At 56.0% G+C, this 13,428-nt stretch carries 15 protein-coding genes; 1 reads left to right on the plus strand and 14 read right to left on the minus strand.

Going from position 1 to position 13,428, the window contains the following annotated elements; genetic code table 11:
* Positions 1–185: 185 nt before the first annotated feature.
* The 4 genes from N655_RS0101615 to N655_RS16720 are packed head-to-tail and all read right to left on the minus strand — an operon-like array spanning position 186 to position 4,336.
* The gene (locus tag N655_RS0101615) at positions 186–1,457 is read right to left on the minus strand and encodes a TrbI/VirB10 family protein (protein WP_026441596.1); all 1,272 of its coding nucleotides are present in this window, start codon (positions 1,455–1,457) and stop codon (positions 186–188) included.
* Positions 1,458–1,472: 15 nt separating this feature from the next.
* On the minus strand, positions 1,473–2,693 hold the full coding sequence (locus N655_RS0101620) for a hypothetical protein (protein WP_026441597.1): 1,221 nt from the start codon (positions 2,691–2,693) through the stop codon (positions 1,473–1,475).
* Complete coding sequence (locus N655_RS16715; RefSeq protein ID WP_162173470.1) at positions 2,677–3,186, minus strand: lytic transglycosylase domain-containing protein; 510 nt, start codon at positions 3,184–3,186, stop codon at positions 2,677–2,679. Before N655_RS16715 ends, N655_RS0101620 begins: the two co-directional genes overlap by 17 nt.
* Before the next feature lie 16 nt (positions 3,187–3,202).
* Positions 3,203–4,336, minus strand: coding sequence for an AAA family ATPase (locus N655_RS16720; protein ID WP_049961186.1), 1,134 nt, complete (start codon positions 4,334–4,336; stop codon positions 3,203–3,205).
* 391 nt (positions 4,337–4,727) lie between these two features.
* Here N655_RS16720 and N655_RS20450 point away from each other — a divergent pair, with 391 nt between their 5' ends.
* A complete protein-coding gene (locus N655_RS20450) occupies positions 4,728–4,952 on the plus strand; it encodes a hypothetical protein (protein WP_155987471.1) in 225 nt (74 codons plus the stop codon).
* A gap of 35 nt (positions 4,953–4,987) precedes the next feature.
* Here N655_RS20450 and N655_RS16725 read toward each other — a convergent pair whose 3' ends face one another.
* From N655_RS16725 to N655_RS19610, 10 genes are all read right to left on the minus strand, one after another.
* Positions 4,988–6,268, minus strand: coding sequence for an RNA-guided endonuclease InsQ/TnpB family protein (locus N655_RS16725; RefSeq protein WP_162173471.1), 1,281 nt, complete (start codon positions 6,266–6,268; stop codon positions 4,988–4,990).
* A 57-nt stretch (positions 6,269–6,325) separates the two neighbouring features.
* Complete coding sequence (locus N655_RS20455; protein WP_155987472.1) at positions 6,326–6,487, minus strand: hypothetical protein; 162 nt, start codon at positions 6,485–6,487, stop codon at positions 6,326–6,328.
* Positions 6,468–6,884 carry a PIN domain-containing protein gene (locus N655_RS0101645; RefSeq protein ID WP_026441599.1) on the minus strand — a complete coding sequence of 139 codons (417 nt, stop codon included), beginning with the start codon at positions 6,882–6,884 and terminating at the stop codon, positions 6,468–6,470. Before N655_RS0101645 ends, N655_RS20455 begins: the two co-directional genes overlap by 20 nt.
* 16 nt (positions 6,885–6,900) lie before the next feature.
* Positions 6,901–7,167: a hypothetical protein gene (locus N655_RS0101650; protein ID WP_026441600.1), complete on the minus strand. Its 267-nt coding sequence runs from the start codon at positions 7,165–7,167 to the stop codon at positions 6,901–6,903.
* Positions 7,168–7,302: 135 nt separating this feature from the next.
* Positions 7,303–8,505, minus strand: coding sequence for a DUF1173 family protein (locus tag N655_RS16730; protein WP_081823509.1), 1,203 nt, complete (start codon positions 8,503–8,505; stop codon positions 7,303–7,305).
* Between the two features lie 10 nt (positions 8,506–8,515).
* A complete protein-coding gene (locus N655_RS21140; RefSeq protein ID WP_026441601.1) occupies positions 8,516–8,860 on the minus strand; it encodes a DUF192 domain-containing protein in 345 nt (114 codons plus the stop codon).
* 146 nt (positions 8,861–9,006) lie between these two features.
* The gene (locus tag N655_RS19605; protein ID WP_049961189.1) at positions 9,007–9,921 is read right to left on the minus strand and encodes a type II secretion system F family protein; all 915 of its coding nucleotides are present in this window, start codon (positions 9,919–9,921) and stop codon (positions 9,007–9,009) included.
* 3 nt (positions 9,922–9,924) lie between these two features.
* The gene (locus N655_RS0101675) at positions 9,925–10,878 is read right to left on the minus strand and encodes a type II secretion system F family protein (RefSeq protein ID WP_026441602.1); all 954 of its coding nucleotides are present in this window, start codon (positions 10,876–10,878) and stop codon (positions 9,925–9,927) included.
* Entirely contained in the window at positions 10,878–12,248 is a 1,371-nt protein-coding gene (locus tag N655_RS0101680; protein ID WP_026441603.1) for a TadA family conjugal transfer-associated ATPase, read from the minus strand. The genes N655_RS0101675 and N655_RS0101680 overlap by 1 nt, the downstream gene beginning before the upstream one ends.
* Complete coding sequence (locus N655_RS19610; protein ID WP_081823512.1) at positions 12,249–13,418, minus strand: CpaE/TadZ family protein; 1,170 nt, start codon at positions 13,416–13,418, stop codon at positions 12,249–12,251.
* Positions 13,419–13,428 lie beyond the last annotated feature (10 nt).

Raw genomic sequence — 13,428 nt, forward strand, 5'->3', positions numbered from 1 at the left:
GCCAACATCCGAGATACCGGCCGATAGCGGCCAGAATGGCTTTAAATATTTCAGATTTCTTCATGCGGATCCTCGCATCCTCTTAAAGACACAGCGACTTGAGTCGCAGTTAATTAATTGGTCCTGCTTATCAACATGGCAAGGACATTCTTCAAACTTATTTATCGTGTATTTTCTAAAATGTCTTACTGCTGGCTTTTTCCGCTCCCGCTGTTGCGCTGCTGGTCTGTGAAGAGCACTTCGACCTGGGTCCCAGCAGGGAGGGTAACCACCAGGTTCTTCTGTACCTCTTCCTGAAGGTCGGAGATCTGCTGCCCTGCTGCCGCCCCAAAACTGTTAGCGGCCTGGAGCTTGAGCAGATCGGCTTCAGAAAGCGACCCGCTGCTACTGGACCAGATGGCCGCGACATTGCCGGTACCAGCCAACCCGGCAAGGAAAAACTGTTCAAACCGATGCCTTCCCGTCACATAGCCTTTGAGCGGCATCAAGTGGTGGTCGAGCCCAATGGCGCTGATCGGAACTGTCGCACCATTGGGCATGGTAATGCTGGTGAAATTGATCCGGCACAATCCTGTAGCATTGGCGCTCCCCATCGAGCCGATCACACGAGAGCCGGCAGGCACGATGGTGGCCCCATTTCGTGAATAATCGAAATCGACCACAGCAATGACGGGAGCGCCAGCAAGAAACGTGCTGGCCACAGTTTCCAGGTGTGTGGATAGGTGGTATCCGGCCCGGAACCCGAGGTTCCAGTTGTCGTCATGGCTGGCCACAGCGCCTGCTTGCCCAGATGATGGATGACTGTCCTCCTTTTCATCGACAAATGTCAGAGATGCCCGGGTCAATGCAGCGCGGTGTGCCGATTCGATCTCCCTCTGCCTGTTTTGGTTCATTGCGGCATCATGGTATGGCGCCGGAGTCCACTGGTTGTTACCGTCGCCGGGAATCGGCGGGGGAGTAAACGCAGGGATTTCTCCCAGGCTTTGGCGCTTGGCCGCTTCGTTTGGCCTCGCGTGGTCCCCCAGCGATGAGGATAAAAGATCTGCCTTGCCCTGCACGTTCTGGGCACTCTGCGCAGCTTTCTGGATCGTCTCAGGACTAATTTCATCTTGCTCATCATTGGTGGCAACTGGCTCTACCCGGTCCGTCGGCAAGCCAACACTTTCTGTCTTGCGCACGGGTGCCTGTCGGGTTTGCTGATTGACGGCGCTTGGCCGCCTCCGCTTCGGCGTGGAGTTGATGAGCGTGATGACCGCCAGCGTGGCCACACAGGCAATGACAATCACACCCACGACCCGGCCCTTTCGCTCTCCGCCGATGCCGTCTTTGAACCAAGTGCGCTTGCTCCTCCTTTGTGGTTTGGGCGGCAGGTCCTCTCCATACTGCGGCGCGGTCACTTCTGGCTCTTGGTAGGGAAATGGATGGGACTCCCCGGAACGAGATGTCGGTTCAGCCATGCTTTGTCTCCAGGATCACTTTGGACCAAATTCTGTGGTGAAAGGTACCGGCAAAAGCAGGGCCTCATCGACCTCATCCGCGCTGGCAACGCGGAGCATGAGCACCTGCTGCTTATACTTGAAGCTTGGACGTTGGAACTGGATAGCGCCATCGATCCGCTGGCCGGGTGCCAGTTTCTTCGCAGTCAGAATATAGTCGTCTACCGCCAACTGCTCGGCGATTGAAACTGGGTGCTTCTTGTCTGCCTTGTGCGGATGCGGGTCGGTGAATTCCAGATGTGGCGGCATGATCTCAACCCAGCGCGAACTGCGGTTCATCACAGAAAACGAGACACAAATCGAATCGCCATTCTGGACCATGCGACCAATCGATACAGCAAGGTCGCCGGTGGCATCCTTGTCAATGGGATATATATGAGAGAGCTCGGTACCAGATAGAAATTTCGGCGCTCCTAAGGACATCTGCTCCTGATAAAGCGCTTCCAGCAGAGTTCCTGGCACGCTAAGTGCAGTATGCTCTTTGGCGGCAGCGCTGCCTGACTCTCTCTGCTCGGCTGAATGGAGAGGATGAGACGCGGCATCGGCCGCGGCATCTCCCCTTTCGGGATCGGGCCCGCGAAATAGACTGGACTGACTGGTATCCCCGCGGAGAATGGAATTCTGGCTGCTGTAGTCCACTAAAAAGTCCACTGGCTCTTGGCTCCCCTTTTCACCGTCCGAAACAATATGGATGGTGACCGTCGCGCCAGACTTGAGACTAACGATCAGGTCGCTGTTGGCCGGCGCCGTCGTTGTTGGCTTCACGAAGACCAAACGGGGCACTTTGCTATTGTGCTCGGCCCAGAAGAGCGTGGGTGCCCCGACTGCGATGGCAACCACCTCCTCCGGCAGCTTGATCGCTGTGGTATAAAGCGGCCGCAGATGAATAGTGTAGAGGTTGTCTTCGTCCATAACTTCGTGCCGTATCTGCGGTGAGACCGGTGTCTGGTTTGGCACGTAGTCATCATCCAGCCCAGCCGCCGGACTGCTTTCCACATCCCTGCTTCCCGTCTTTTGCGATGACGGCCCAGTGGGAGCAGTTTTCGCATCTTGCTCCGGCTCCTGCACTGCGGAGGAAAGTCCGGGGGAAGGTTCGGCCGTGGACGTGTCCGTCCCCGTATCCTGGGCCTTGGCCTGTACGGAAAGTGTGGCCAGCACCATGACCAGGGGAGCAAGGATCCTACCTCGCCGCAACATGCAGTTGTTCCTCCTTGAGTTCCTGAATATAGCGTTCCCGGACTGAATGCACGTAGCGAATAACCTCCGGATTGGAGTACCGCAAACCTTTTTGCCGAATGTGATGTTCGCCGCAATAATAGGCAGCCACGACCTCTCGCAGGTCATGAAACTCTGCAATCAATCCGGCCAGATACTGTGCCGCCCCGCTGAGATTTTCCGTAATCGAAAATGGGTTGCGGACGCCGAATCTCGCAGCCGTGCCGGGCATAAGTTGGCCAAGTCCTTTGGCCCCTTTGGACGAGACTGCGCCCGGGTTCCAGCCGGACTCCTGCGCAAGGATGGCACGGAACAGGGCACGCGGAATTCCATAGTGGTCGGCATAGGCGTCGGCATAATAAAGCTCATCGTCCGGAGGCCCGATGCGCTCTTTCGTAACAAGAGTTTTACGTCCTGCGGCGGATGCGCTTGCAGCCATGAAGACCAGCACCATCACCGTCAGAAGTTTAGACACGGACATGCATCTCCTTTCAGGCATGAGACCGGTTTCCCAGCCTGCCTGTTTCCGCTTCCATCTCTCGGAGGATGGTGCCGGGGAATTCGGTAAACTCCAGGTCTTTGAGTAATTGCTGGAGATCTTGGGAGGCGCGGATCTGCTCCACTTTGAGTTGGAGAACTTCTTGCCGCAACCTTCCCTGCCTGACTGCGAGGTGTAATTTTGCCCGGGTGACAAAATCTTTGGCCTGTATGACGATGGCCGAGAATTTTTCGCGCAGCCGCAAAGAGTCAATATCTTCCGGCCGTTTGGCCAGCAGCGGAAGAAACAGTTCGCGGTCTTCAGGCAGGATGCTGGTCTTCCCCAAAAGCTCCATGGCCTGGGCAATATCGCTCATCTCCGAGATCGATGGCGGCTTGCGCAGTGAGAAAATCCGCAATGTTTTCGCCAGGCCCGCAATGAACACGTGGGTCTCAATGGGCAGCGCTTGTGTCTTCAAAGACACGATCCTCGCCTCAATCTCCGGGGTTGGATGCTGGACCATGAGATAGACGCTGCGCCGCCGCAACGGGTCGGCCAAGTCTCTCTCAGCATTCGAGGTCAAAATCGTGAGCGGGCGGGTGGTGGCTGCTATGGTACCCAGTCCAGGTGCAGAGATTTCCCATACCGACAGCAGCTCCAGTAGCATTGCCTCAAATTCATGAGGTACTTTATCAATCTCATCGATCAACAGTATGCACTTGGTCGGCGATTCAATGGCCTGCAGCAAGGGACCTGGGAGAAAGAATTTCCGATTGCTGATCTCCTTGCGTAACGTCGAGAAATCCATCTGCTCTTCCCGCTTGGCCAACACAAAGAGTTCTTGCAGGGCGCGGTCATATCGTCCAATCGCCTTGTCATCGGTGATGCCCGTGTAACATTGCAGACGGATGATCTCCATCCCTGTGGCCTTGCCTAAGGACAAGGCCAATTGCGTCTTTCCTGCTCCCGCCGGCCCCTCCTGCAAAATAGGCCGATCCAGCTTGTAGGCGTACCATACGGCGTGGGCCGTAACCATGTCGGTCAAATAACCAACGCCAGCCAGCTCCTGAAGAAGCACCTGCGGGGTGGAAAACACATGGTCCAGCCGTTGCTGGATCTTGCTGGGTTGGTCCGTCGTCCCGCTCAACTTTCCACCTCTCAATGGAGATATCAGGACATGCTGCGAAAGTGTAGAGACACTGCACCGGATTTTCCTGGTGCAGTGTTGATCCGGGAGCGGCTGAAGCCCGGCTATACTTTGCTCGATAGTCTCGATGGAAAGGATTGGCTTGAACAAACAGCTTCGGCTCTCCCCGGGACATTGGAAGCCCAGGGCGCAAAATTATGCCAATGGTCCCAGGTGCCCATTTTGTCGCTCCACAGATGTGCGGCCCTTCTCTGCCATCTACGGTTTAGGAACCACGACATACCATTCTCGACGCGGTCTCATCATTCCGTCTCATTTCCAGAAAACGAGACGCCAGACCATACTGGCATCAAAATGTGCGCCTCCGGCCCGGTTCCCCTGGTGGCCGGCCGTGCTGGCATTCGCCTTCGCCGGCTGTTGCCGCTTTCTCCCAAGCGCGCTGCCTGCATGGAGTGGACAGCTCATGAATGCTGGGTATTGGTTGCTATGGGCAGCCTTGACGCTGGCGGTGATCGCCGCCGTAGAAAACTATATTTTTCATCAGGAACGGATGGCGCGGTGGGCCCGCAAGATTTTGTGCCGCAAGTGTGGTACAGCTTTTCAGATAGGCGGCTAACTACGGCTCCTTGCCATGAACTACTCCCGCCAACCTTACGGTATGGCGTGAGTTTCGTGCTTCGCCGCGGCGAAACTTCCACCGCTCCACACCTCGGACGGTTCCCGCCCGGCCCCTTGTGGGGAACAATGGCCGGGATTACCGGCCAGTCTCATTTCCAGCCAACGTAACAACACCAGAGCCGCGTTTTCGTCGCGGCTACAGGTCACGCCACAGTGCGGACACCGATGTTGCCGGTCGGAGAGCTTTTTCTTCTCATCCGGCAATCTCCAGCACGCATGGCAGCGTTGCGTGGGCTTGATCTCCCGCGTCGGCGCTTCCTCGTACCACGACCCAGCCTCTTCCGCTTTGGTCTTGGTCATTTTGAGGAAAGCGCTCGGCGCGGCAGCATGAATCTCGCGGTTGAGTCTCTTCTTGCGAGAGCCACCGCTATGCAGCATGCTCTTTACGTCCAGCATCTCCGTGGCGATGGCCCCAAACCGTTTCACCAACCAGGCACTGGTTTGATGCAGAAAATCCTTGCGGCTTCGGGCCACTTTGGCATGGAGTCGGGCCAGATGCTGGATGTCTTTGCGCAGATTGGCCGATATGGGAAATCCCTTTTGCCGACCGCTGAGCTTCTGGGCCATGCGAATTTTCCGCGATACCTTTTGCCCGAGACGTTTCAATTCGACCAGTTGGTTCTTGAGGTGGCGGGGATTGGCCACGGTTTCTATGCCGTTTGGTGTGGCAATGGTGAGAAAATCCTTGAGACCCCAATCGAACGCGCCCATCCCCATTCCACGCTCACGCTGTACGGTCTCCATTTCCAACGTGACGGATGCGTACCACTTGCCCGCTTTGTGCAAGATCTCGCAGGTTACGGGAATACCTACCGTTCGAGCCTCGCCGCGAATGGGCACCTGGCCGACACCCTGCAAATACAGCTTGCCGTGTTTCCCATTCTTGCCTGGATGCAGCCTCCAGCCGTCACCGTGGGTCTTGTATCCCCAGCCCGGATAGCGCCGAAGGCTCTTGAATCGGGGGAAGCCGGGCGTTTCCCCATTCTTTACGCGCCGGAAGAAATGCTGAAAAGCCAGGTGCACTCGCTTGAGCGTGACCTGTTCGGATTGGGCATTCAGCCGCGCCAATGCGGGCACCGTTTTACGCCATTGGGTGAGCATCTTGCATTGGTCTGAAAACGACAAGCTCTTGCCGATTTCTCGATACACACGAATGCGTTCTTCCAGTGCCGTGTTGTATAACCGCTGATGTAAACCCAGCGTCTCCTGCAGCCGAGCTTCCTGCTCGGCGTTGGGATACAAGCGATAGGTCACTTTGCGATTCAGCACGAAAAAATATTACTGGAACAAACCGATATTCTGGAGTCGGAGTTACTGCATCCTGACCGTTGGGCGATAGCGCCGCTTCACCACCCCCTGAACCGCTTCGCGGTTACAGGCGGAGCACTGCGGCGCGTTCTGGTAGTAATAACGATCGATCTGTCTGCCCTTCTCGTCGAAGGTCTTGACGGGTTTACTTCGCCTCCAAGACATGAACGTGTTGGCTGTGCTCCCCGGCCAAATGCAGGATTGCTTTGTCGAAGGTGGCGAGTATCAGCCCTTCACTCAGAGCCAGGCCGAGCAAATAGGCATCTGTGACTTGATTATGGCCCTGCAAACGCTTGAAGAACGGCTTCGTCAATGTTTGCCAGTCAGCCGCAATAGGCTGGTAGCGGTATCCCGGCAACCCCTGTTTCAACCGCTCCAGCATGGCCGTGGCCTCTCCCATGCTTATGCCCCCGGTCTTGGGCCTTGTGAAGTAACGCAACACTCCGGCTTCGGTGAAAGGGCACAAAGCCCACCTTAAGCCGGGCATGGCAAACCACTCTTTTGCCATGCTGTGATGCTCATGCGCCTCATCGAGCCTTGCGAGAACCGGATTCACGTCCATGAGATACACCGGAGGCTTACTCAATATCGTCCTCCTCGGAGAGCTTCTTCGCCATCTCCGATGTGATGACTTGGCGGCCTCCCTTTGTCTTTACCAGCAGCCCATATTCATCTGTTTTCAGGAAAGGCGACGGCGGCTCTGGCACATGTTCGGCGCGACGCAGCAATTCACTGACCGCCGCACCAATTGAAATACCCTTCGCTCCCGCATAAGTAACAGCGATCGTGTAGGCGTCTGCATCGATATTCAGGTTTCGTCGTTGCGATTCGATATGTTTCACCATATTTGAACTATACACCGATTTATTAATTGGTGTCGTAATCAACTATTGGCGTCTAATTCACTTTAGAGCGCGATACTGTTCCTTGACATCCTCCCCGGCCTGAAGGCCGGGGAGGATGGCGTGTTTCTAGTCTGCTTACGCCGCTTTGGCTGGAATAACGGGCAACAATTCACTGGCCCGAGTATCCCAAAACCACTTCTTGAGGTCTAACTCAAGAGTGCCATGCTCATATTTGTCGAGTTCCCTTTCTGGAGGCACCACAAAGAGGGCCGTCGGCTCGCCGGTGTCCGTTAAGATTGCCGTGGGCATATAGATGCCTTCCTTAACACGGTTGTACCGCAGCGGTCGCAGAAAGGAACGCTTCTGTTCGGTTAAGTGCCGCAGAAGGTCCAGTTCGTAGATGTTGTCGAAAGGAATCCACTGCGGTGTCACGGGCATTAAGGTAAGCTCCTCGAATTCAGCGGTCCCAGCGGCGGTCACAGAAAAGGTGGCAGCGACTACCAAGTGGGTCTTTTGGTCTTCCGTGGCCTTGACCAGGGCCAGTTCCTGGGCATAGTACTTTTCTATTCGCTTTCTGAGCTGGTCGTTGACTTGAAAGGCAAAGCCAGGAACATGTTTGATGATGGCCCTGCTTCCTCCAAGAGCTGCATCTTCAAGTTTCTTCCATTCGCCGATCAGCAGCATCAGAGGATGTCCCTTGCCTTGCTCGGCCGTCAACTCTGCGAACTTCTTACGCCGCCGCGCAGCCTGCTCCTCAGCCTTGTCCTGCTGCCATGGCTCCGGAAGATATACATATTTACTCAGAGGATTGTGTTTCACCACTTTGCCGTCGATGGCAATATTGAGGGCCGTATATATGGATTCCCATGACCGCCAGCTGTCGGAGGCATTCCACTTGTTTAGCGCTGCATCATCCCACAGCATATGGAGGAGCCCTTGTAGCGACAGCCGCTTGCCTCCGTTGTTGACGCTGAGCTTTTCGTTCGACGCTGCGTCTTTGGCCTCTGGAGCGGGGCGGTTTCCCTGCTTGGCCAAGGGAAAGGCCAGCTTCAGCAAGACTGCATCGCCGTCCACACGGATACCGCTTCCCAGTTCCGCACGGCCGGACAGTTCTTCGGGCATTTCCCAGGACACACAATGCACAGCGTGTTCCTGTCCGGTGTTGGGCATTCTTTTGAGGTAGTAGTGGCCATTGATACATGCGATGTACATGGGGAGACCAGGCTCCCCTTTACACAGGCACAACGGTCTTACGCGGGCCCGATACGCCTCCGCCAAAACGGATATGAAGTCGGGTTGCTCGGGCTGGACCAGGATGCTCCCGATACGATAGTCCATATTTCACCGCCTATGGTTCCAGGACCAAAATGTCTCCAGGCTTGACCCAGTGTGCGCTATTGGCTGGCAGCTCCAATACGTGTTCCGTCTGCCTGTACTTTCGACCGAAGCGCCATTGAGGGAGGCACCGGTCGACGGCTATCACCTGAAGCGATCGTGCACCAGCAAGATAGACTGCATCGATGGGAAATCGGAGGAAGCAGGTGTGAATGCTGGAACAGTTTTTAAGCAGCATTCCTTCGCCTTCCTCCAAGCTGTCTTTCCCGATCAGTCCGCGCAATCGCGCAAAGAAGCTGGCGCAGGACAACACCCGTTGGGCGAGCACACGCCCATCACCTTGGCGAACGATTTTCATTTCTCTCTCCGGCCAGGCTTGGCGGCCTTGTTTCGCCTGCGCAGGACGAGAACCACCAGGATGATGACTGCGCCGATACCGGCCACCATCTGCACCATAGGACCAGACATAACAAACATCTCCTTTCCGCATTGTGAGGTTATGGTTTACCGCGACAAGAAGCCGCGGGAAAGTCCATCAGCAAGTGTCAATACAGCAGGCCCCATCATGATGATGAAGACTGTGGGGAAGATAAACAGCACAAGAGGTATCAAAATCAGGACAGCGGCTTTTTTGGCCTTTTCTTTGGCCAGGTTCTGGCGCTGGATCCGAAGGTCATCAGCATAATTCCGCAGCGCTGTGGTGATCGGCGTGCCCAGCTGGTCCGCCTGACCGAGAATCGTGACCAGGGTGTCGAGGTCGTCGGATTGGGTCCGCTGCACGAGGTTTTCCCATGCGGCGGCCCGTGTGAGACCTGCCTGACGTTCTTTGTTGGTCATCAGCAGCTCATAACAGAGCTCCGGATAGGCAATACTCATCTCCCTGGCGGTACGTAGCATGGCCTGGTCTATGCCCAGACCTGCCTCTACACAGACACTCAGCAGGTCCACCATGTCGGGCATGGCCCGCCTGATTTTGAGGCGATAGCGCTTGACCAGACGGTCAAGGAAGAAATCCGGCAGGATATATCCAAGCGCTGCGGCCCCAAGAGCAAAGAAGAAATTGTGCTGGGAAACGAAATAGGTCACCAGGGCAAAAACAGTGGGGCTTGCGATGCGGGTCACGAAATAGACATCGGCCGCACGAGGCAGCTGGATGCCAGCCGCCGTCAGACGCTCTTCCACGCTGGCATCGGTACGTCCGCCGAGGTGAGTGCGGATCACGCCGGCCAAAAACGACACCTTACGCACAACCTTCTCTGCCACTTCCGTTCGATCCGGCCTGTCCTCGTCCTGAAGGACAACCAGCTCACGGATCCGCTTACGGAGAGAGGACCGTTCCCGTTGCATCAGCACCAGCAGGAAGCCGGAAGTGATTCCAAGAAAGATCGTGATGCCAAGGAGCGCGTAAACGAGATGCATATCTTATACCTCAAGTGAGGTGATGCGACGGATGAAGAACAGCCCTAACAGATTCGAAATCACGCAATATATCAGCATGTAGTGCCCGCGACGGTCATGAAACAGCGGGGCCATGTAATCGGGATTGATTATTTTCAATCCACCGGCAATGGCTGCTGGGATGAGCGTGAGGACGATTCCTGACAGTCGGCCCTGGGCGGTTTCTGCGCGCATTTCTCCAAGCAGGCCAACCCGCGTGCGGATCATCCGCGTCAGCCGGTCCAGCACCACCGGAAGATCGCCGCCAGTCTCGCGCTGTACATTGAGAGCCGTGACGAAGATGCGAAGGTCCGGAGTGGGCACACGGTCTGCCAGTTTGATGAGTTCGGTTTTCATGTCGGCCCCGCGCGCCAGGCGGACTACAACCGTATGGAACTCACTGGCTACGGGCTCTTTGGCCTTCTCCGCAACCTTCTTGAAGGCATCCTGTACTGAAAGCCCAGCACGCAGGGTCCGCTGCACAATGTCAATTGCATCGGGCAATGCCCGGTCAAAGGCCCTGAGGCGCCGGGTCCTGCTGTAGCGCAGCACAAAATAGGGTGCGGGAAGAAACAAGAGAGACAAAACAAGCTCATTCCACAGCCCGCCCGCATAGAGCCAGCCAACCAGAAAACCAAAAAAACCGGAACCAAGGCACAGGAGCAGCACCGTCTCAACGCTGATGGTCCAGTTCGCCTGCTGAAGAAGATTTTCAAGTCCCTTCATGAGGGAGACACCACCCAGTGCTCGCTCAAGCCAGCCTTTTTGTGTATCGATTTCCAGCAGTAGGGATTCCTCAGGTATGGATGTCGCTCCATCTCCCATCAACACTTCCAGTCTCGCCAGGGCCGCTTTTTCCTCTTTCGAGGGGCCCTGAAGCAGAAGTGCTGTGCCGAGAAACACCAACACGAATCCGCAGGACAGGAATACGTAAAACATCAGACATCCATCCTCTGGTTGAAAAATCCGGGAGGGAACTTTTTTCCCATGCGTTCGATCTTGCTTACACATTCCGGAACAATGCCATTGCCCACAAAGGAGCCGTGGATCATTCCATTGGCATCGGTTGTCTTTTGCTGAAAGGAGAAGATGTCCTGCATGGAGATCACCATGCCTTGCATCCCGGTGATCTCAGAAATGGCCGAGATACGGCGAGAGCCGTCACTCAGCCGGACGGCTTGGACAATCAGATGAATGGCCGCCGCAATCTGCCGATTGATGGCGTCTTCCGATAGTCCCATGTCTCCCATGAGCACCATATTCTGGATCCGGCTGAGCGCATCGCGTGGACTATTTGCGTGGACGGTCGTAAGGGAGCCTTCATGGCCCGTATTCATGGCCTGGAGCATGTCGAAGGTCTCTCCGCCCCGGCACTCGCCAATGATGATACGGTCCGGCTTCATGCGCAGCGCGTTAATCAACAGATCGCGCTGCGTAACGGCGCCTTTGCCTTCCAAATTCGCCGTCCTGGTCTCAAGAGGGACCACATTGGGCTGGGAGATTTGCAACTCTGCCGAATCCTCGATGGTGAGGATTCGTTCCGTGTCCGGGATGGCCTGAGAAATAGTATTGAGTAGCGTGGTCTTCCCCGCCCCGGTCCCGCCGGAAATGACGATATTCAACCTCGCCCGCACAGCCGCCTCCAGGAATTCGAGCATCCACGGGGCCAGACTTTTCTTCTTTACAAGCTCGGGGCCACGGATCTTATGGGTCCCAAACTTCCGGATGGAGACTGCGGGGCCTTTCAACGAGAGAGGAGGCAGGATTGCATTGAACCGGGAGCCGTCCTTTAACCGGGCATTGACCATGGGCGAAGACTCATCAATCCGGCGCCCTACGGCCGCAACAATGCGATCGATGTGGTGTCGTAAATGGTCTTCATCACGGAACCGGATCGGGACGAGCCGATTGATGCCTTCAATCTCGCAGAAGATCTGGAACGGTCCATTGATCATGATGTCGGAAATCCGTTCTTCCCGCAGCAACGGTTCAATCGGGCCGTGCCCGATAATTTCGTCGGCGACCTGGGCGGCAAGCTCGTCCCGCTCATGGTTGGGATACTGCAGGCCCATCTTGTTGATCATGAGCCTTGCTGCATCCTTCACCCGTTCCCAGTCCTTGTCGTTGAGGTTCTCGGCCTTCATCTCGTCGATCATGCGCTGGTGAACGCGCTGCACCTCATCGAGTGGATATTGCCGGGGTATGACGACGGGCGCCTCAGTCCTATCGGCGAGACTTTCCGAGTTCAGATCCGTGACGAGGCAGGATGCTGCCCGTTTGGCATCTGCATTGCGCCTTACCTCAAACATCTATCTCCTCCACCAACGGTTCCACTTTTTTCGCGGTTCCTCATACCTGGCTCCTTCCGGCTCGACCAGCTCTAAGCACTTCTCCAGCGGTCCAAAGAAAGTCCGGTGTTCGCGCGCGACTGTATGTCCTGCATTCACCGCGGCGGCGACCACACCGTTGAGATAGGGAAAGGCTGCAAGCAGCGGGACAGAGACATGCGCGGCAACGTCGGCCGCCGAAACAGCGCTCCTGCCCTCATGGTTCACTATGACCATGATTTTTCTAGCGCGCGGGCTGTAGAAATTGGCAAATTGTGTCAGGTTCCTGGCTGGTGCTACTTCCGCAGAGACAACCAGGAGCATCCAGTCCGCCAGAGAGACCAGAGGCCCCAATTCCGGATCTCGCGCGCTGGCATCCACAATGATGCAGTCATAGTGATTGCGCAAGAACGTCACGACCCGCTCAAAAGTGAGTGAGCCCCATTTCCCTGTCACCGGCCCACCCAACGCATCGGGCGAGCACAGAACATCCAGTCCACTCTCGTGCTGTACCACGTAGCTGCTAAGGAGAGATTCATCGAGTCTTTCATCCTCAGCCAGCACATCGTAAAAGGAGCGTGCCGAATGCGGCAGACCGAGATACAACGCTGCATGGCCCAGAGAGCGATGGTAGTCGATCAGCAGGGTGCGTTTTCCGCTTTCGGCCAGCGCCACTGCTGTATGCACGGCAAGGGTCGTTGTGCCTGCACCGCCGTGCACGCCGGCAAACAAAAGGACCTTGCCATCCTCCCGTCCTTCGACAGGCTGGGCGGCAGCGGGTGCAAACTTTCTGAGCTCAGCCAAGATCTGGTTTACATTTGCTGGGAGACTGAGAAAGCCATATTTCCCCTCGCGCAGGATCCCGAGAATGAGACCAGAATCCTGGGACGTGGTGGCAATGATGACTCGGAAGGATGCGTGGGGATGATTTCGCAGCAACTCAGCGGTCTGAAAACCTGCCTCACGGTTGGCATCGATACACACCACAGCCACAGGGACCGTGTTCGGTTTTCCTTTATATGTGGCTTCATCCGAAGGAGTAATGTAGTGATCGATATTCGACACGGGCCCTAAATTCAGGACCTTCGCTGCCTGCTGCAACGAATCCTGCAAAGATGGATCGGCACAAACGGACACAATAGCTAGCGGCATCGTATTTCCC

Source organism: Pseudacidobacterium ailaaui, from assembly GCF_000688455.1.
Taxonomy (GTDB): Bacteria; Acidobacteriota; Terriglobia; order Terriglobales; family Acidobacteriaceae; genus Pseudacidobacterium; species Pseudacidobacterium ailaaui.